Genomic DNA, 19078 nt, shown 5'->3' with positions numbered 1-19078 from the left:
ATCTGACACCAAAAATCCACTCTCGCGGCTGCGCCGCCGGATTTCCGGCTGCATATCACGCGGTCAAAGGGTATACTGTCGCACTCTTTTTTTATCTAGCCGAACCGCGTGCGAACTCATCATGCAAAAGTTTGATACCAAGACCTTTCAGGGCCTGATCCTGACATTGCAGGATTACTGGGCGCGCCAGGGCTGCACCATTGTTCAACCACTGGACATGGAAGTGGGCGCTGGTACTTCACACCCAATGACCTGCCTGCGCGCACTTGGCCCGGAGCCGATTGCTGCGGCCTATGTGCAGCCATCCCGTCGTCCTACCGACGGCCGCTATGGCGAAAACCCGAACCGCTTGCAGCACTACTATCAGTTCCAGGTGATCATCAAGCCGTCGCCGGACAATATTCAGGAGCTGTACCTCGGGTCGCTGAAAGCGCTGGGTATGGATCCTACCGTACACGACATTCGCTTTGTTGAAGATAACTGGGAAAACCCGACGCTGGGTGCCTGGGGACTGGGCTGGGAAGTCTGGCTTAACGGTATGGAAGTGACGCAGTTTACCTATTTCCAGCAGGTCGGTGGCCTGGAGTGTAAACCGGTTACCGGCGAGATCACCTATGGTCTGGAACGTCTGGCCATGTATATCCAGGGCGTGGACAGCGTTTACGATCTGGTCTGGAGCGACGGTCCGTTAGGCAAAACCACCTACGGTGATGTGTTCCATCAGAATGAAGTGGAGCAGTCGACGTATAACTTCGAATATGCCGACGTCGATTTTCTTTTCACCTGTTTCGAACAGTATGAGAAGGAAGCGCAGAAGTTGCTGGCGCTGGAAAAACCGCTGCCTTTGCCCGCTTACGAGCGCATTCTGAAAGCCGCACACAGCTTTAACCTGCTGGACGCGCGCAAGGCGATCTCGGTGACCGAACGTCAGCGTTATATTCTGCGTATTCGCACCCTGACCAAAGCCGTGGCTGAAGCCTATTACGCTTCTCGTGAAGCGCTGGGCTTCCCGATGTGCAATAACAAAAAGTAAGAGGCAGCCATGACTGAGAAAACCTTCCTGGTGGAGATCGGCACCGAAGAGCTGCCACCGAAAGCATTACGTAGCCTGGCAGAAGCCTTTGCTGCCCAGGTGACGGCCGAGCTGGATGCCGCGAATCTGAACCATGGCGAAGTGAGCTGGTTTGCTGCACCGCGTCGCCTGGCGCTGAAAGTCGCCCATTTGAGCGCCTCCCAGCCCGATCGTGAAGTAGAAAAGCGTGGACCTGCCGTTGCCGCCGCCTTTGATGCAGCGGGCAATGCCACCAAAGCGGCAGAAGGCTGGGCACGGGGTAACGGTATCACGGTCGATCAGGCTGAACGTCTGAGCACCGATAAAGGCGAATGGCTGGTCTATCGCGCTCAGGTGAAAGGCGAAGCGGCGCAGGCATTGCTGCCGGGCATGATTGCCACGGCGCTGAGCAAACTGCCGGTACCGAAACTGATGCGCTGGGGCGACAGCGACGTGCAGTTTGTGCGTCCGGTGCACACCGTTACGATGCTGCTGGGCGATGAACTGATCCCCGGCACGATTCTTGGCATCAAGTCCGATCGCGTTATCCGTGGTCACCGCTTCATGGGCGAAAGTGAAATCACGCTTGAGAACGCCGATCAGTATCCGGATGTGCTGGAAAAGCGCGGTCAGGTGATTGCCGACTATCAGGTCCGCAAAGCCATGATCAAAGCCGATGCGGAAGCCGCAGCACGGCGTTTAGGTGGCGTAGCCGACCTGAGTGACAGCCTGCTGGAAGAGGTAACATCGCTGGTGGAATGGCCGGTGGTATTGACCGCCACCTTCGAGGAAAAATTCCTTAAGGTGCCGGCTGAAGCGCTGGTTTACACCATGAAAGGCGATCAGAAGTATTTCCCGGTTTATGACGCGGAAGGCAAACTGCTGCCAAACTTTATTTTCGTCACCAACATTGAGTCGAGCGAGCCGCAGCAGATTATTTCTGGTAATGAGAAGGTGGTGCGCCCGCGTCTGGCGGATGCTGAATTCTTCTTTAATACCGATCGTAAAAAACGTCTTGAAGATCATCTGCCGCGTCTTGAAACCGTATTGTTCCAGAAGGAACTCGGTTCGCTGCGTGATAAAACGGATCGTATTCAGGCGCTGGCGGGCTGGATTGCGGCACAAACGGGCGCAGATGTGAATCACGCCACGCGCGCAGGCCTGCTGTCAAAATGCGATCTGATGACTAACATGGTGTTTGAGTTTACCGACACCCAGGGCGTTATGGGCATGCACTATGCGCGTCATGACGGTGAAGCCGAAGATGTCGCTGTGGCGCTGAACGAGCAATATCAGCCGCGTTTCGCAGGTGATGATTTGCCGTCCAGCCCGGTAGCCTGTGCGCTGGCCATTGCTGATAAGATGGATACGCTGGCCGGTATTTTCGGCATCGGTCAACATCCTAAAGGCGATAAAGATCCCTTTGCTCTGCGTCGTGCCGCGCTGGGCGTTTTGCGCATCATCGTGGAAAAAAATCTGCCGCTTGATCTGCAAACGCTCACCGAAGAGGCCGTACGTCTGTATGGCAGCAAGCTGAGCAATGCGAACGTGGTTGATGACGTCATCGACTTTATGCTGGGCCGTTTCCGTACCTGGTATCAGGAAGAAGGCCACAGCATCGATACCTTGCAGGCGGTGCTGGCACGTCGTCCAACCCGTCCGGCGGACTTTGATGCACGTATGAAGGCGGTTTCGCATTTCCGTACGCTTGATGAAGCGGCCGCGCTGGCGGCGGCCAACAAGCGTGTCTCGAATATTCTGGCAAAATCAACAGAACCGCTGAATGACAGCGTTCAGGCATCACTGTTGAAAGAAAATGAAGAGATCCAACTGGCCACGTTTGTGACCGCCCTGAGCAGCAAACTGCAGCCTTACTTTGCAGAAGGACGTTATCAGGATGCGTTAATTGAACTGGCGCAGCTGCGTGAAGCGGTAGACAACTTCTTCGATAAAGTGATGGTGAATGCAGAAGACCCGGCGGTGCGAATTAACCGACTGACGCTGCTGTCGAAACTGCGTGAGCTGTTCCTGCGGGTGGCCGATATCTCGCTGCTGCAGTAATCGGTTCTGATACAGATAAAAGGGACGAGATATCGTCCCTTTTTTATGCCGCCACCCGACCTGCTGGTGGCACTTTATCTTTTTGCGGACGCAATAAAAGAACTGACAACACCTGTGGTTGCGAAGGCATCCTGGCAGCGCAGGGGCTGTTATTAAAGCCGGACGGCAACGAACCCTGTAAATGGACTGCGGCACTGCGCGGCGTGCAGCTTCAGAATGTCCAGGTCACGCCTGAAGACAGCGTCCAGAAATACTGTTGATCCGTCATCGGGCTGTCGCGGAGGGCCCCTGTAAGGAAGGTGACTTTGGGTTGCAGGTAGACATGGAAGGATTTTACAGGGTGCCAGTCAAACGCCACGGCAAGCCATGGCGTTACGCCCTGATGGTTCCAGGTCGGTAAACCACTGCGGGCAGATTCCTCTTCGCTTACCCCGTAGTAATAGCTTGCCTGCTGTTTACTGAGCCAGTCCACACCGGCCTGAGGATAAACGTCCAGTTGCATCAGAGAGACCTGGCCTGCCCAGGCAACCGTACCCAGCCATCCCCGGCTTTCGTTCAGCGTATCGCCAGACAATTCGGTTCGAAACGCACCAAGGGGCGTGATCTTCTGGTAGCTCATGCCGCCCATCATGGTGCTGTGGCGGATGCGTAACTGGCGGAGTGCCGAATCAGAAGTCTGGTCCGGATCAAATTCGTTATCCAGATACCACCAGCGCGCTTTCAGTTGTGTGGTGTCATCTTTGATAAAATAGGCACCCACTTCTGTGCCATCAATATAGACATGATCATTGTCATAGCCCACATAGGGCAGGCCAGAAAACTGAGTTTTATACGCGCGATAGGGCGTAAAGTTCGCTTCCCCCTGCGCACCCAGGGTCAGCCCCTCAGCCCAGGCATGCGTAATATTACCGAGCAGGAGGCAACACAATGCCGTTCTGAAACGTAATGGGATGGTCGTCATTTTGTCCGGTTATCGTCTGGCTGAGGCAGTGATCTGTCAGGCCTCACAGCCCGAAACGGGGCGTGAGCATACATAAATATTTGTGCCGCCTTTTCATCCTGAGCACGCGGGTTGTCTCAGAACAGGGCTGCCCGAAAGGTATATCGGAGCCGCTGTAGCAATGCAAGAGATGGCTACGCTTATTCTCACGGAGTTCATCCCCTGTTTATACTGGTCACGACGGACAGGTTCAGGCTACTGCGCGAATGCGCCATTCCGTGGTGATGGGTAAGGGGAATAACGGAGACGTCGACAGCCCTTTACGTGGGAAAGCAAGGGTTGCAGACTGAAATGCGCTAAGGAAACAGGCTGTCAGCACCGCTACCGGCATCAGCGCTGACAGCCTCGCCGATCAGGATGCCGGCGGCGTGGTTCGGGCAAAACTTTCCCGTTGAAAGAGTGTTTCGGCCAGCCTGACCAGTGCGGGCCGCTGAACGCACCAGTTAGGGACAACGCGACGGAAATTCAGGTAGCCAATCATGCAGCCTGTGGCAATGTCGGCCAGATTCAGTTCGCCATTATCGATCCACTTTCCTTCACTCACTTCTTTTTCCAGGCTGTCCAGCCCGCGCTGAATCTTGTCGCGATGGCGTAACAGCACTTCTTCTGACTGGGCGTTACCTGACCGCATTTGCTCACGTACGATCACCAGTGCCGCATCGCTGATGCCATCGGCCAGCTTTTCAAGCTGACGAACCTTTAAAGACGCCAGCGGATCAGCGGGCAATAAAGCCGGTGCCTGACCACGCAGTTCGAGGTACTCCGCAATGATGCTGGAATCGAACCAGACCTGCTGATCCTCCGCGACCAGCGCGGGCACTTTACCCAGCGGGTTATATTGCGGAACATGGCTGTCTTCGCTGTAGGGCGACGCATTAACAAATTCGAACATCATGCCTTTTTCCAGCATGATGACAGAAATCTTGCGGACAAAGGGGCTGGTATAGCTGCCAATCAGTTTCATTGCGTTACTCCCGTTTAGCGAGGTTTCATCAGCAAAAAACTATTCACCGGGAAACATAAAAGGATTCAGGCCACTGCGTACAAAACCTTCCTGCTCCATACGTGCATCCAGCACTAAAGAGGCGAGATCGTCGGCGACCGGTTCAATGGCCGGATTTTTTTCCTGATAAAGCATTTTCATGTAGCTGCCACAGTCGCCGCAGCTTTCTGCTTTGACGGCCGCGTGCTCGCTGTCCAGTGACCAGTAATGCAGATCGCGGTTTTGGTCGCAATGAGAGCAGGTGTTCTGCACGACGTGCCATTCACTTTCGCACAGGTTGCAGTGCAGGTAGCGCGCACTTTCATGCGAACCCATATGTACGATGCTGGCGACCGGCAGGCTGTGACATACCGGGCAGTGCTGGCGTTGTGCGCCCATCTCCGCCTGAGCCGTACCGGGAATCAATGCCGCCATTTGTGCCCAGTAGATCGACAGCGCAGCCCAGATAAAAGGGGCTTTATCACTGCTCACCTGCGCGTACTCACCCGCAAACAGGGCACTGGCCAGCGTTTCCAGCTCGGTCGCTGACGCTTTCTCCAGGTTCTCTAACACCGCCAGCGCCTGACCGCTCATTTCGGGCTTTAGCTCCGCAACTAACGAGTGCAGCAGGCGATGCCAGTGTGGATCGCGCGACAGAGTATGAATATCCAGCGGCGCTTTATCTTCCTGAGCGCTCCTGAGCAGATGTGCGTGAAGGTTCATCTGCAGAGGATGATCGTACAGAACGATTTCCTGCGCCTGGGCGATGACGGCGGCAAAGCGTAAATAGTCACCCAAAGGATTTTTTGCCGCCAGATCACGCAAACGCGCCGCCCGACGGCTGTATAAATTTTTCAGCCGGGGGAAGAGTAACGGCGGGATCATTTCCGCTGGGTTTTTTTCGCTCTTCTCCAACGGGTCTTTCGGGATAATGCGGATGCGCATAAAAGGCATTTTCCTGTTTGTTGGCTGATTACGCTACTCACGACACCAGCAAAAATGAGGTTGTCTGTATCGGCTACGAATAGCCGTTATGGGTCGGATCTTTCGCCATTTTCCCTCGTGAGCGGTTCTCAGCGAGCAAAGCAGGCGGAAAACCGCGTCAGGAAACCGCAGTGCAAAACAGCTCCCAACAGGCTGAGCATAGCAGTCCAGCCCTTTATCTTCAGTATGAAATACATTTTTCGCCGGCGACAACAGGCATAACGCATTGTGAATAACGGCAAATCGGTGGGCCTTTCACGCTTTATGCTGTCTGCCACCCACAGACTTGTTGCAGCACGGCGCAGGGTACAGAATAGAAGCTATTCAGCATGGCGCAACAGGGTTACCTTTACGCCATCCGCAACAGCTCAGGGTCAGAACAACGTGAAGAACAACGAAGTGAAAGAGGAAACCGGTGCGAGTGAGCGAGCAGGCTTGCGTGAAATCCATGTCTGGCAACGTGACGACCTGCACCATGCTCAGGCCGACTGGTTAGCCGAAGAAGTGCCCGTGGCGTTGGTGTATAACGGTATTTCTCACGTTGTGATGATGACAACGCCCAAGGACCTGGAGGCGTTTGCTGTCGGTTTTTCACTCTCAGAAGGCATCATCGATTCTCCGGCCGATATTTTCGGAATGGATGTGGTGACCGGTTGTCACGGCATTGAGGTGCAGATTGAATTATCCAGCCGACGTTTTATGGCGCTGAAAGCCCAACGGCGAGCGCTGGCCGGCCGGACGGGTTGCGGCGTATGTGGCGTGGAGCAACTGGAGCAGATCGGAAAGCCGCTGACGCCGTTGCCGTTTACGCAGACTTTTCCCCTGGCGCAGCTGGACAGCGCGCTGGCGCAGCTCAAGGACGTCCAGCCCGTCGGGCAAAAAACAGGCTGCACGCATGCGGCCGCCTGGATACATCCTGAGGGTGGACTGATTCATGGCTGTGAGGATGTCGGCCGCCATGTGGCACTGGACAAACTGCTGGGCTATCGCAGTCAGGCCGAATGGGGCAATGGTGCCGTACTGGTCTCCAGCCGGGCCAGCTATGAAATGGTGCAGAAATCGGCAATGTGCGGCGTTGAAATTCTGTTTGCCGTGTCTGCCGCAACCCAGTTAGCGGTAGAGGTGGCCGAACGCTGTCATCTTACCCTGGTAGGATTCAGTAAACCGGGCCGTGCCACCATCTATAGTCATCCGCAGCGGCTGAGATAACGTCTGCGTGTTCGGGGCGCTTTGCAGGTAATCCTCTTTACGCACCCAGGCTTTCCGCCACCGAAAAATCTGTCTGCTTTGCATGCTTTTTCAAAACCTTATGTTTAATAGGGCATTGATTACGCTTTTACCGATCATGAATTTAACTATAATGATACGACTGCTTACGCGGCACGTGCCGACATTGTCGTGCTGCTCAAACACTAAATGGAGAGGAAGAACATGAGTTATTCACTGCCATCCCTGCCTTACGCTTACGACGCACTGGAACCGCATTTTGACAAGCAGACGATGGAAATCCATCACACCAAACACCACCAGACTTATGTCAACAACGCCAATGCGGCGCTGGAAGGGACTGAATTTGCCGATCTGCCTGTCGATGAACTGATCACCAAACTGGATCAGCTGCCAGCAGATAAAAAAGGCCCGCTGCGCAATAACGCGGGTGGTCACGCTAACCACAGCCTGTTCTGGAAAGGCCTGAAAACCGGCACCACGCTGCAGGGCGAGCTGAAAGCTGCGATTGAAAAAGATTTCGGCAGCGTAGAAAAATTCCAGGAAGAGTTTGAAAAAGCGGCAGCGACCCGTTTCGGCTCCGGTTGGGCCTGGCTGGTTAAGAAAGGTGACAAACTGGCCGTGGTTTCAACCGCTAACCAGGACAACCCTCTGATGGGCGAAGCGATCGCTGGCGTATCGGGTTACCCTATCATCGGTCTGGATGTGTGGGAACACGCCTACTACCTGAAGTATCAAAACAAACGTCCGGATTACATCAAAGCTTTCTGGAACGTGGTTAACTGGGACGAGGCGGCAGCGCGCTTCGCATCCGCTAAGTAAGCGCTAAGCGCCACAGGTACTTTCAACCGGCAGAGTGGCTCTGCCGGTTTTTTTATGCCCGCAGGATGCTGTTCTTCCACCCTGCAACTTCTCAATGGTGCCTGCTCTGGCATTTTATTACCTTCAAACCACCTGCACACATGCAGTCGGGCTTAAGGGCCTAAACGAAAATTAAACGAAGCGTCAGTTTACCCCGCTAAATTTTTAACAATTTGAGTCATTAACCTGCCGTTGATGCCGGTCGTTTTATCATCAGTGTCATTATCAGACCAATAAGAATGTCGGCTATGTCTATTTATACTACACACGATGTGATGGCGGATTCATACGCCAGTTTATTTTTTCAATTACTTAGCGGAAAGTACGTCCCCAACAAAATCTGGCGGAGCCGGCGATTCCGGCTTAAATTTGCTTTAAGAACCCTTATTGCACCTGTTACGACTTTGCGTTATTTACAGCAACTTTCTGCGTTACCAAGAATCACCCAGTTAATGCACGTACAGGGGCTGTTACCCGCGAAGCTTCATCGCCCCTATCTGCGTGCGGGAATGAGCGTCGCGCAACGGGCGCAGGCGATTCTTGATCACTATAATCTGATGAACAACCTGGCGAATTTATCGCTTCGCCAGATTTTGCAAAGTGGTGAAGAGACTGTTCTGGCCAGACTTGTGGGTAAAAACGACGAAGACTTTGTTATTGCCTGCCGTTCTGGCTTTTACGATCGTGAGGGTGAAGTCACCTTAGTGCTGCGTTATCAGGGCGAGGGAATTGCCTCTCTGTCATTCACGATTTTGAATGAAGATAATGAACGCACCTTAGTGATTGGAGGATTACAGGGACCGCGAAAAACCATTAGTAATGAGGTGATTCGCGACGCAACGAAAGCGGCACATGGTTTATTTCCTAAGCGCTTGCTTATGGAGGTGGTCTTTATTTTGTCGCAGCAGTGTGATGTCAAAAAAATAGCCGCAGTAGGCGATGAAACGCATGTTTTTCGTAGTCTGCGTTATCGCCACAGTAAAAGCGATAAATTCTGTGCCAGCTACAGTGAATTCTGGCTGACGCTGAATGGTCAGGCCCGCGCTGACGGCATGTTTGCACTGCCGCTGATGTTGCCACGAAAAACGCTTGAGGAAATTGCCAGCAAGAAGCGGGCCGAATACCGCCGTCGTTATACGCTGCTGGATACGCTGGCAGAGCAGGTGAACACGGCTACTGGCCAGCATGCGGTGGATCAGGCGGCTGCCTGATCGCACACATCAAAAGGCGCTTTTGGCAAAGCCTGTCATGACCTGCAGGTTCATTTCTCGTCCCAGCGCGGTCATAGGGTGCACGACAACCAGGCCGCGTACACTTTTCTTTAAGGCACCCAGATTGGCCTGTTCTTTTTTGGTAATTTCGCGGCTGAACGGCAGTTTCTGCAGTTTTTGCGCTTCCTGGCTCAATTTGGCGTCGCGCTGATTGCGCAGACGTTCAATTTCCGTCACCAGCGTTTCTTTCTCTTTTAAAAGCGCGCCCAGCTTTTCAGCATCACCCGCTTCCAGTAGCTGAGGCTCTTTACGGTTCAGCGCGTCCAGTTGATCGCTGAGGCGTTTAATTTCGTTCTTTTCTTGCTCTTTCATGACAACAACTCGTTGAGGAAAACAGGCTAAGGATACACCAAATTCACGACAGATTCTCGGGAGAAGGGTGAAAGAGGGAGCGGTTCAGGCTCCCCGCAGGATTTAGCTGGATGCCTTCTTAAACGCCTGTTTCAGGCTGATACGGGAAATGAGTTCTGTCAGAGACAGTACCATCGTGGAGCGCACCATTTGCAGGTAGCGTTGCTGCTGCATCGCCTGTAAGGCGGGATCGTCTGCCTGTAAGGTGGGAACCGGTGGCCAGGCTGAGACGCAATGCAATTCACCGAAAGGACCCAGAATTTCATCATCGGTAAAACGATAATCGCCCGCGTCGTGATTCAGCTCTTCGCGCAGGGCCAGCAGCAGTTCACAATCTTCATATTCATGACGACTAATCACCCCAAGGCCATAAATCAGCTTAAGCCTGACCGACAGCTCGCCGAGCGGGCCGTCGCCCAGCAACAGGGGCTCCACGGCGTATTTCACGGCGTAGTCATCTTTACGGAATACTTGTAACACCAGCACATTAACGGCTTCGGCCAGCAGTTCAACTGCGGCGAACAGAAAGCTCCGCACCGATCGCCCCGCGTTCAGACGTTCAAGCACACGATTTTCAAAAGCCTGCTTTTCTTCCATTATGGCCTGCGTCAATGTCGTACTGCTGTCGGAGGCGACGTCATCGCCCCCGATCTGGATTGCTAACATGGCGTTATTATGCCATGGCGTGCCAGGCGCTAACGGCTTCTTTTACAATCTCACTGTCAGCCTCCAGGCCAGATACCTGAGCCAGGGTTGCCTGTGGCCCTTTTTCCGCCAGCAGTGCAGCCAGCTCTTGCGCCTGCGGATCCTGGTCGCTGTGGTAGTGCATGGCGGCCGCAATCCCTTTCACCAAATTGGCATGCGGCAACCCGTATTCCAGAGTGCCCAGCGTTGGTTTAATCAGGCGATCGCCCGCACTTAACTTACGAAGTGGCTGCCGACCCACGCGTTCAACATCATCTTTTAAGTAAGGATTTTCAAAGCGGCCCAGGATTTTCTGGATATAGGCAGCATGTTTATCGGCGTCGAACCCATAACGTTTGATGAGCACCGCGCCACTCTCTTCCATGGCGCCCTGAACGACGGCGCGAATACCCTCATCAAGAATGGCATTGCGGATGGTCTGGTGGCCAGCCCGTTGTCCCAGGTAGGCCGTAATCGCGTGGCCGGTGTTGAGTGTAAAAAGCTTACGCTCAACAAAGGCCATCAGGTTGTCAGTCAGTTCCATGCCCGGAATGGTGGGCAGATCGCCCTTAAACTGGGTCTTATCCACAATCCATTCGCTGAAGGTTTCCACGGTGACTTCCAGCGGATCCTCACTGCCGGCTTCAGAAGGCGGTACAATACGATCAACCGCAGAATCGACAAAGCCAACATGCGCCTCAAGCCAGGCGTGATACTGGGACGGTAGTGCCTGCAGCACATGCTGTTTGAGTTGACTGGTACCACGAACCATATTTTCACAGGCGATAATATTTAGCGGTTGAACATTGCCGTTATCACTGCGTTTGGCCAGACCTTTGGCGACGCTGGTGGCGATGCGTTCCAGGATTTGCGGGCCAACCGCAGTGGTAACGAGATCAACTTCAGCGATCAGAGGGATAATATCGTCGCTGGTACTGTTAACGGCGCTGACGCCTGTAACGATGTCGACGTTGGCCTGTTCACCGACGACATGCACAGGATATTCATGACGTGCATTCAGGGCATCCAGTACCGTCTGATTCACATCTGCGAAAACCAGCTCAATACCTGCGTCTGCCAGCAGTTTACCAATAAAACCGCGACCAATATTACCCGCTCCAAAATGTAACGCTTTCATAATTTTGACCCATATCAAATGACAACGGGGCGGGCATGTCCGCCCCAACAAAGTGGGACGGGCATAACCGCCCCAGGGAAAATGTCGGACCGAATCAGGCTAACGCTGGCTTGCCTGATAACAGATCCAGCACATCTTGAACGCTGTTGGTATGAGCCAGTTTTTCAATGACCTGCTCATCGTCAAGTGCGTTGGTCAGACTGGTGATCACCTGAATATGCTCGTTATTGCGGGCGGCGATACCAATGACCAGGCGCGCCACCTCATCGGGTTCATCACCAAACTGCACGCCAGCAGGGTACTGGCAGAAAACCACACCGGTTTTCAGCACCCGGTCTTTAGCCTCAACCGTGCCGTGCGGGACCGCGATCGATTCGCCAAGGTATGTCGGCGTCAGCTTTTCCCGCTCCAGCATCGCATCAACGTACTCGGGCTGAACATAACCCCCTTTCACCAACTGCTCACCCGCAAAGCGGATGGCCTGCTCTTTATTACTGGCATTCAGTCCCAGGAACACGTTGCTCGCCCCCAGTTTAAACAGGTTGGCACTGCCGTCATCATAGCTGTCACCCAATGTTTTCTGTACGACTTCCCGGTTCGCTTCACTCCGGTTTGCCGCCGCCAGGCGCTGGGTCAGCGTGCTGTACAGAGCACTGTCCAGAAAGTTATTCAGTGAAATGTGTTGGGCATGAGGAGCCTGACGAATGGCGCGTTCGGTCAAATCGCGATGCGTAATGACTAAGTCAACATCACCCGGCAGCGCGTTAATGGCGCTGTTGGTTACCGACACATGCGTTAAGCCTGCATCCTGAACTTTCTTACGCAGTACGCCTGCCCCCATAGCGCTTGACCCCATGCCGGCATCACAAGCCACGATGATTTTACGCACATGGTTCAGGTCAACGCTCATCGCATCGCTGGCAACCGCGGCACCTGACACCGCCTGCCCTTTTGACTCGGCTTTCATGTCATGCATGCGCTGCGTAGCCGCTTCGATATCATCGTCTTCTTTCACTTTGCTGGTTTTGAGCAAAATAGCAGAGACCACGAAGGAAACAGCAAAAGCAGCGAAGACGGCGGCAATATTCGCAAAATAAGCGCCTTTTGGCGTCATGGCTAATACTGCCAGAATAGAACCCGGTGAGGCAGGAGAAACCAGGCCGCCATGCAGAACCGTCAGAGTAAACACGCCGGTCATACCGCCGAGGATCACGGCCAGCAGCAGCCGTGGTGCCATCAGGACATAAGGGAAGTAGATTTCGTGAATACCGCCCAGGAAGTGGATGATAGCCGCACCGCCGGCAGACTGCTTCGCACTACCACGACCAAAGAACATATAGGCCATCAGTACGCCCATACCCGGGCCTGGGTTGGCTTCAATCAGGAAGAAGATTGACTTACCGGCTTCGCTTGCCTGTTGAATCCCCAACGGTGAGAAGATGCCGTGGTTAATAGCATTATTAAGAAACAGGATTTTCGCCGGTTCGACAAAGACAGACGTCAATGGCAGCAGGTTATTTTGCACCATCAAATTGACGCCAGCGGACAGGATATGTGACAAACCTTCGACAAGGGGACCAATCGCTAGGAAGGCCAGCAACGCCAACAACATGCCGATGATCCCGGCAGAGAAGTTGTTAACCAGCATTTCGAAGCCGCTTTTGATTTTGCCGTCAACCATGCGGTCAAATGACTTAATTGCCCAGCCACCAAGCGGGCCTGCGATCATCGAGCCGAGGAACATCGGCATATCAGCACCGACAATCACGCCCATTGTCGTGATGGCACCCACCACACCGCCGCGATCGCCTCCCACCAGACGTCCACCTGTAAAGCCAATTAGCAATGGCAGCAGGTAAGTGATCATCGGGGCGACAAGTTTCGCCAGTGTTGCGTTTGGAATCCAGCCCGTTGGAATAAACAGCGCGGTGATAATACCCCAGGCGATAAACGCGCCGATGTTAGGCATCACCATATTACTCAAAAAGCGACCAAAGCTTTGAACTTTGACCTTTACTGATGAGGACATAAGCCCACCCCTTGTTGAGACGCGCTGCAACAGGAGCGCGCGTTTGTTTTTGTTTAGCCACTACGGCGATGCGCCGTCAGTATTACTGTATGCAGGCGGACTTTATCACGCGAATATTGGCCTGCGTAGTGGGTGACCTCATGAGTGATGCAGGTCACATTTATGACGGGGTGACAGGGGCGTTTTAAGTGATTTGGATCACAAAATAAGGGTCATACGGGAAAGTTATGACTAATCTTTGACCGTTTCTTTTTACTTTAAGTGATATTTATCACACTTTTATCATGCTGCTTTGTTTATAAAATGTGATTAAAGTCACAACTTAATTTAATAAAAAACGGGCCAGATCACATTTTGATCTGGCCCGTTTTTATGAAGCGCAAGCGCGTGGTGAAGTGATTATGAGGTGGACAGTCGCTAATCTGTCCGTGTGAAATTTATTGTCCCGTGCCCTGAACGGCATTCTTGGCCTGAGTCAGTGCCTGGACATTCGCTGATAAACTGGTCATCAGGCTGTTGTACTGGGTAGCCTGTTCCTGAGTAGGGAACTGGACTCCGCCATTATTAAAACTGACGCGTGTCCCCTGTGCCTGAAGAAATTCACCAGTTTTAACCGCATCCTGACTAAGCGCCTGGAGTTTAGGTAACAATGGGATCAACTGAGCGGCAGGCTGAGTGACGACCTTGTCATAGGCGGTATCGAAAACCTTTTTCAGATCGTCAGACTGTTTCAGACCGGCTTTGCTCTTATCCGCCTGCATTTTGGCGCTTTCGAGTTGTTGGGTGGCGACGGTCAGGGCGCTGGTGGCCTGAGCCAGAGAATCCCGGCGACTCAGGTAGTCCTGCGGCACGCGAATAGCAGAAAGCTCATCCACGACCGGGCGCATGCCCTGATCGACCGTCTTATTCACCTGTTGTGAGAAACCATACAAAATCGCGTAATCCCCAGCAAAGGGACCAAAACTCTGTTTCTGGTTTTCACTCAGACTCGGCAGATGTTCACCGCTACGCATAACGGTATTTTGCATGAAATCGATAAACGCTTTGCGTTGTTCGCCTTCTTTATCACCACACGCGGTGAGTTGCAGAACGATAAGCACGCCAGCCAGCATAATGCCGCTGCGTGCCAGGACGCGGGAAATTCCTGAAGCCATGGGTTCAACTCCTGTCAGTAAAACTGGCTGATGTCCGGGTAAGCAGTGGCCTAAAGAATAGAACAAACGTTAATGGCCACACAATGTGAAAGCGCGCTGTCAGGCCATTATGGGTAAGAAAAAAGAGGTTAAACGTAAAATCAGGGCCTCATCCGTTTACAAAGCCTGTTAAAGAGCGGTGAAAAGGCTTTTTTCCATACCCGATAAGGGGCGGCTCGTGCTGTAAAGGCAGTAAGAATAAACCCTGAGCGGGGCCTGTTCAGACGCCCTTTGTTAAGCCTGCCCGGACCGCGCTCACTGCCTGAGCATCCCGTACCGGGTGCAGGCTGTATTAACAACTATCCTCTAAATGCCCTTTCATTGTTCAGTTGCCTTAAAGTAGTGCAACCCGTTGCTCTGGCTCGCTATGGGAAGGGCCTGTCCAGATGACAGAGCAGGATTAATCGTACTGGTGATTGCCTGATAACCGTTATGTCTTTGGGCGCTGGCGGCACGACAGCCACGGCATCGCCAGTGCGTAGCTTGATAAATTGCTGGTACTGACCGTTTTGTTGTAGAAAATCGAAAGATCTGGCGCATATTTTGCAAATTCTTTTGTTGTAAGCGCGTGCGGGGGGCTGACGATTTATTCACCGAAGAGGGTGAAGAAAAAAAGATCGGAACGAGAAGTGGATGCCGTATCAACAAAATCAATTGCATCAAACGGTTAGGGTTTTTAGCCTTTTTTCAGAATTGTAAAGTTAAAAAAAATGTTTAATTTGCACTGCAAATTGTCAGGTCTCTATCCATACTTAGTCTCCCGGCATATGTTGCATTGCGTTGTCATGTTTAAGCAGCGGTGCAGTACAGGCTGTGTCCCATAAGATTTTCATCATAAATACAAACTCTTATGGGATGCAGCTTGCTTAGTCCGGTTTCTGAACCTGATTTCAGGTTCGTGTACCTTCTTTCACGTGATTCATAGTGAGTTTTAAGGAGTTCTCTATGGAGTTAAAAGATCCTATGTTTGAATTGCTCAGCAGCCTTGAGCAGATTGTTTTGACACGTGATAACAGCCCTGTTGCGCTGCAAACTCAGCGTCAACCTGCAATGCCAGAGCCGCAACGTCTGCGCGAAATGGCGGGAATGCAGGTCGATGAGTTTGCAAAAATCATGGGTGTTAGCGTTTCTTCGGTTAAAAGTTGGGAAGCACAGCGTACGCGCCCTTCAGCAACGGCACAGAAATTGATGAAATTACTTCACGCCAATCCGTATCTTGGACGTCAGCTGCTTGATTAAGTTTTAAAACCCACCCGTTTACAGGTGAGGCCGGTCACAAGGGTGGCCGGCTGTTTAGCCTCCAGCACACAACGCCATCCGTATTTCCTGCCAGTGTCTTATCAGGCAAGCTTCGGTAACACGTCCAGTACGTTACCTACCCAGCAGACAATCACAACGACACCAAAAATGATGACCATGGCGGGAATGATTCTGCCACCCCACACGGTAAAAATTTGGTCGGGAAAGCGTCTCCGGGACTGCATTGCCAGTAGGGCAGGCACGATGACGGCCCACACCGTTGCGCATAAGCCTGCGCCGCCAATGCCATAGAGAAAGCCATTTGGAAAGATCAGGTACAAAAGGCTGGGGGGAAGAAAGGTGAGCAGCACCGTTTTGCCTCGCCCAACGGCGGTATTTTCTATGTTAAACAAGTCCGCCAGATAATCGAATAACCCCAACGTGACGCCAAAAAAAGAGCTGGCAACGGCAAGATTAGAAAAAACCAGCAGGAAAAAGGCAATAACTCTGTCGGGATGGGTGCCCATAAACGACTTCACCAGGGCGTCAACATTGCCCCCCGACGCAATAATGCCTTTAAAACTTTCGCGCGGGATATTGCCCATAGTGCAATACAACCAGAAAAGATAGACAAACAGCGCCAGTAAGGAGCCCAGAACCAGGCTTTTCACCAGCTTGTCTTTCTGCTTGCCATAACAAATTATCAGGCTGGGAATATTGCCATGAAAACCAAATGAAGCAAGGCAGACAGGGATAGCCATAAAGATACAGGCGAAGTAAGAATGCGTGTCACTGAGGCTGCTGGCATCGCTGAGAATGGCATAGTCAACGTCAAAAAATAATGAACCGAAAACAATGATAAAGGCGAGGATTTTAACGCCGAGAAAGAGGGATGTAATCCGGCTTGTTGCCAGTGAGCTTATCCACAGCACGCCAGCAACACCTGCCGCGGTGCCGATGCCGACGACGCGGGCAGGCAAAGTCAGGCCCGTGTGAGCGGACAACGTTTCGCTGATAATCGCACCATTGGCTGAGATATAGGCGTACGTCAGAATATACAGCACAAACGCAACGGTAATGCCGCTAACTACATTCCATTTTTGACCCAGCAGATCTTTGGTTAATGTATTAAAGCTTGAGCCTGGTGGGTAATTTAAATTGGCCTCCAGCAATAACAGACCGGAATGCAGCATGGAAAACCAGGCGATCACCAGGATAAAAGTGCCCCAGAAAAACCAGGCGCCGGCCAGATCGACGGGCAGTGCAAACATGCCGCCACCGATGACCGTGCCGGCAATAACCATCACGCCCCAAAAGGCGGAATGTTTTTGATGTGGATGATCGTCCATGGTGTCCTCTCAATACGGTATCTCATGTTTATCATTTTTATTGTTGTGAGGTTAACAGAGCGATGCGGCAGAGCGGCTGTCGCTGACAGCCGCTCACTTTACAGGTATGACAGTTAAATCTCTTTAAGTTTTGCAGTGAAGTGGCGCAATACCTCAGGCTCATAGATGAAGGTTAAACCTTTTATGTTGGCCACATTCTCTTTCACATGTCCGAATGCTTCAATGATGAAATCCATGTGCGTTTGCGTGTAGGTGGCCCTGGGAAGGGTCAGACGCAGCAATTCAGCCGGGCAGGGCAACTGTTTACCCGTTTTCGGATCGCGACCTAACAAAAATGATCCAATCTCTACCGCCCGAATGCCTGCCACCTTATACAGCTCACAGGCCAGGGCCTGAGCCGGAAACTGATCGGCGGGAATATGAGGCAATAATTTACCGGCGTCGACAAAAGCAGCATGCCCTCCAGCCTGCTGACAGGTCACGCCTATGGATTCCAGCCCGTCTACCAGGTACTGAATCTGGCTGATGCGATAGGCCAGCCAGTCCTGACGCATCCCGTCGTAAAGCCCTACTGACAGCCGTTCCATCGCACCGCCTTCTAAGCCGCCATAGGTGGGAAAACCTTCCTGCACGACGCACAGTGTTCGGCAATCTGTATAGACGTCAAAGACGCGGTCGTCCTTGAAGGAGAGCAAACCGCCCATTGGCACCATGGCATCTTTTTTGGCCGACATCGCCAGCATGTCGGCATATTGATAGCTTTCCCGGGTAATCGCGTCGATTGTCCAGCCCTGGTACTCTTTTTCACGTTGCTGGATAAAGTAGGCATTTTCAGCGAAACGGGCTGAATCCATGACCACAGGAATGTCATATTGCTTTGCGATTTGGTACATGGCTTTTAAGTTGGCCAGGGAGACAGGTTGTCCTCCAGCCGAGTTGCAGGTGATCGTCGCCACAATGTAAGGCACGTGACGGGCACCCACTTCCTTTATACCGTCTTCCAGACGTTGCAGGTCGAAATTGCCTTTAAAATCATGACGTACTGCGGTATCGAAAGCCTCTTTGATATAAACGTTTCGGACAGTGCAGCCGTTAATCTGGCTATGTCCTTGCGTGGTGTCGAAGAAGTAGTTAGAAAAAGCCACCATTTTGGTTCTGTCGAGGCCTTTTTCCTTTTCACGTTTTTTAATTAATACCGGGATATAAATTTGCTCTGCACCCCGGCCCTGATGAGTCGGAATGGTATATTCATACCCAAAGATGGCTTTCACGGCATCGGCTAATGCATAGTAACTGCGGCTTCCACTGTATGATTCGTCGCCCCGCATCATGGCTGCCTGCATGTTTTGTGTCACTGCGCCGGTGCCGCTGTCCGTGAGGAGATCAATAAAAACGTCTTCACTGTCCAGTAAAAAAGGATTCATACCCGCTTTTATTATCGCCGCCTCGCGATATTCGCGGGTCGTCCGTTTAACGGGTTCAATAACACGAATGCGAAAAGGTTCCGGTAAATGTTTAAAGTTATTCATTGCTCTTCCTTTTATTCAGGCATGCCGGTGCCGTGACTTTTGCAAATAAATAAAAATCAGGCGTGGCCATTCTTTTAAATTTAAATGTCCATGAATTTCGCTGAGACGGCAGGGTACGTAGCCTGTAAA

At 52.3% G+C, this 19078-nt stretch carries 16 protein-coding genes; 6 read left to right on the top strand and 10 right to left on the bottom strand.

The features are described from left to right. The first annotated feature begins 121 nt into the window (after positions 1–121). Both glyQ and glyS read left to right on the top strand, forming a co-directional pair. On the top strand, positions 122–1033 hold the full coding sequence (glyQ, locus tag RAC60_RS14995; RefSeq protein ID WP_006121387.1) for a glycine--tRNA ligase subunit alpha: 912 nt from the start codon (positions 122–124) through the stop codon (positions 1031–1033). 9 nt (positions 1034–1042) lie between these two features. Further along, the gene (glyS, locus tag RAC60_RS14990; RefSeq protein ID WP_375093967.1) at positions 1043–3112 is read left to right on the top strand and encodes a glycine--tRNA ligase subunit beta; all 2070 of its coding nucleotides are present in this window, start codon (positions 1043–1045) and stop codon (positions 3110–3112) included. Positions 3113–3323: 211 nt separating this feature from the next. Here glyS and RAC60_RS14985 read toward each other — a convergent pair whose 3' ends face one another. The 3 genes from RAC60_RS14985 to fdhE form a co-directional block, all read right to left on the bottom strand. Further along, complete coding sequence (locus tag RAC60_RS14985; RefSeq protein ID WP_033737302.1) at positions 3324–4073, bottom strand: MipA/OmpV family protein; 750 nt, start codon at positions 4071–4073, stop codon at positions 3324–3326. A gap of 391 nt (positions 4074–4464) precedes the next feature. After that, a complete protein-coding gene (locus RAC60_RS14980; RefSeq protein ID WP_006121390.1) occupies positions 4465–5076 on the bottom strand; it encodes a glutathione S-transferase in 612 nt (203 codons plus the stop codon). Between the two features lie 39 nt (positions 5077–5115). Beyond that, positions 5116–6039, bottom strand: coding sequence for a formate dehydrogenase accessory protein FdhE (fdhE, locus tag RAC60_RS14975; protein ID WP_039339184.1), 924 nt, complete (start codon positions 6037–6039; stop codon positions 5116–5118). A 474-nt stretch (positions 6040–6513) separates the two neighbouring features. On the opposite strand from fdhE, the gene fdhD reads away from it, so the two are divergent. From fdhD to RAC60_RS14960, 3 genes are all read left to right on the top strand, one after another. Next, the gene (gene fdhD, locus RAC60_RS14970) at positions 6514–7287 is read left to right on the top strand and encodes a formate dehydrogenase accessory sulfurtransferase FdhD (protein WP_226374606.1); all 774 of its coding nucleotides are present in this window, start codon (positions 6514–6516) and stop codon (positions 7285–7287) included. Between the two features lie 222 nt (positions 7288–7509). Further along, the gene (sodA, locus tag RAC60_RS14965) at positions 7510–8127 is read left to right on the top strand and encodes a superoxide dismutase [Mn] (RefSeq protein ID WP_006121393.1); all 618 of its coding nucleotides are present in this window, start codon (positions 7510–7512) and stop codon (positions 8125–8127) included. A 287-nt stretch (positions 8128–8414) separates the two neighbouring features. Continuing rightward, positions 8415–9377, top strand: a complete 963-nt coding sequence (locus RAC60_RS14960; protein ID WP_172913524.1) for a VirK/YbjX family protein — start codon at positions 8415–8417, stop codon at positions 9375–9377. Between the two features lie 9 nt (positions 9378–9386). On the opposite strand, the gene RAC60_RS14955 is transcribed toward RAC60_RS14960, so the two are convergent. The 5 genes from RAC60_RS14955 to RAC60_RS14935 form a co-directional block, all read right to left on the bottom strand. Further along, positions 9387–9749, bottom strand: coding sequence for a YibL family ribosome-associated protein (locus tag RAC60_RS14955; RefSeq protein ID WP_006121395.1), 363 nt, complete (start codon positions 9747–9749; stop codon positions 9387–9389). Between the two features lie 102 nt (positions 9750–9851). Then, positions 9852–10454, bottom strand: coding sequence for an MltR family transcriptional regulator (locus tag RAC60_RS14950; RefSeq protein ID WP_172677666.1), 603 nt, complete (start codon positions 10452–10454; stop codon positions 9852–9854). A 7-nt stretch (positions 10455–10461) separates the two neighbouring features. Continuing rightward, the gene (mtlD, locus tag RAC60_RS14945) at positions 10462–11610 is read right to left on the bottom strand and encodes a mannitol-1-phosphate 5-dehydrogenase (RefSeq protein WP_133745819.1); all 1149 of its coding nucleotides are present in this window, start codon (positions 11608–11610) and stop codon (positions 10462–10464) included. Positions 11611–11704: 94 nt separating this feature from the next. Further along, the gene (locus tag RAC60_RS14940; RefSeq protein WP_054634740.1) at positions 11705–13639 is read right to left on the bottom strand and encodes a PTS mannitol transporter subunit IICBA; all 1935 of its coding nucleotides are present in this window, start codon (positions 13637–13639) and stop codon (positions 11705–11707) included. A gap of 437 nt (positions 13640–14076) precedes the next feature. Continuing rightward, positions 14077–14793, bottom strand: coding sequence for a DUF3053 domain-containing protein (locus RAC60_RS14935; RefSeq protein ID WP_006121399.1), 717 nt, complete (start codon positions 14791–14793; stop codon positions 14077–14079). A 984-nt stretch (positions 14794–15777) separates the two neighbouring features. Between RAC60_RS14935 and RAC60_RS14930 the strand changes: the two genes are divergently transcribed. Beyond that, positions 15778–16071 (top strand): HTH-type transcriptional regulator, encoded by a 294-nt coding sequence (locus RAC60_RS14930; RefSeq protein WP_006121400.1) that lies wholly within the window; start codon positions 15778–15780, stop codon positions 16069–16071. Between the two features lie 101 nt (positions 16072–16172). Here the strand turns inward: RAC60_RS14930 and tnaB are convergent, their stop codons facing one another. Next, positions 16173–17420 carry a low affinity tryptophan permease TnaB gene (tnaB, locus tag RAC60_RS14925; protein WP_006121401.1) on the bottom strand — a complete coding sequence of 416 codons (1248 nt, stop codon included), beginning with the start codon at positions 17418–17420 and terminating at the stop codon, positions 16173–16175. 113 nt (positions 17421–17533) lie between these two features. Then, the gene (gene tnaA / locus RAC60_RS14920) at positions 17534–18949 is read right to left on the bottom strand and encodes a tryptophanase (RefSeq protein WP_375093966.1); all 1416 of its coding nucleotides are present in this window, start codon (positions 18947–18949) and stop codon (positions 17534–17536) included. Positions 18950–19078: the final 129 nt, after the last annotated feature.

This window comes from Pantoea sp. BR_17 (assembly GCF_041955125.1).
Taxonomy (GTDB): domain Bacteria; phylum Pseudomonadota; class Gammaproteobacteria; order Enterobacterales; family Enterobacteriaceae; genus Pantoea; species Pantoea stewartii.
Note: the sequence above shows the minus strand (reverse complement) of the source record. Positions and strands in the feature narration are given on the sequence as shown.

Excerpts from the sequence above, each read along its gene's own strand:
- glyQ (WP_006121387.1), top strand. The coding sequence starts at position 122 with ATGCAAAAGTTTGATACCAAGACCTTTCAGGGCCTGATCCTGACATTG.
- glyS (WP_375093967.1), top strand. The coding sequence starts at position 1,043 with ATGACTGAGAAAACCTTCCTGGTGGAGATCGGCACCGAAGAGCTGCCA.
- RAC60_RS14985 (WP_033737302.1), bottom strand. The coding sequence starts at position 4,073 with ATGACGACCATCCCATTACGTTTCAGAACGGCATTGTGTTGCCTCCTG.
- RAC60_RS14980 (WP_006121390.1), bottom strand. The coding sequence starts at position 5,076 with ATGAAACTGATTGGCAGCTATACCAGCCCCTTTGTCCGCAAGATTTCT.
- fdhE (WP_039339184.1), bottom strand. The coding sequence starts at position 6,039 with ATGCGCATCCGCATTATCCCGAAAGACCCGTTGGAGAAGAGCGAAAAA.
- sodA (WP_006121393.1), top strand. The coding sequence starts at position 7,510 with ATGAGTTATTCACTGCCATCCCTGCCTTACGCTTACGACGCACTGGAA.
- RAC60_RS14960 (WP_172913524.1), top strand. The coding sequence starts at position 8,415 with ATGTCTATTTATACTACACACGATGTGATGGCGGATTCATACGCCAGT.
- RAC60_RS14955 (WP_006121395.1), bottom strand. The coding sequence starts at position 9,749 with ATGAAAGAGCAAGAAAAGAACGAAATTAAACGCCTCAGCGATCAACTG.
- RAC60_RS14950 (WP_172677666.1), bottom strand. The coding sequence starts at position 10,454 with ATGTTAGCAATCCAGATCGGGGGCGATGACGTCGCCTCCGACAGCAGT.
- mtlD (WP_133745819.1), bottom strand. The coding sequence starts at position 11,610 with ATGAAAGCGTTACATTTTGGAGCGGGTAATATTGGTCGCGGTTTTATT.
- RAC60_RS14940 (WP_054634740.1), bottom strand. The coding sequence starts at position 13,639 with ATGTCCTCATCAGTAAAGGTCAAAGTTCAAAGCTTTGGTCGCTTTTTG.
- RAC60_RS14935 (WP_006121399.1), bottom strand. The coding sequence starts at position 14,793 with ATGGCTTCAGGAATTTCCCGCGTCCTGGCACGCAGCGGCATTATGCTG.
- RAC60_RS14930 (WP_006121400.1), top strand. The coding sequence starts at position 15,778 with ATGGAGTTAAAAGATCCTATGTTTGAATTGCTCAGCAGCCTTGAGCAG.
- tnaB (WP_006121401.1), bottom strand. The coding sequence starts at position 17,420 with ATGGACGATCATCCACATCAAAAACATTCCGCCTTTTGGGGCGTGATG.
- tnaA (WP_375093966.1), bottom strand. The coding sequence starts at position 18,949 with ATGAATAACTTTAAACATTTACCGGAACCTTTTCGCATTCGTGTTATT.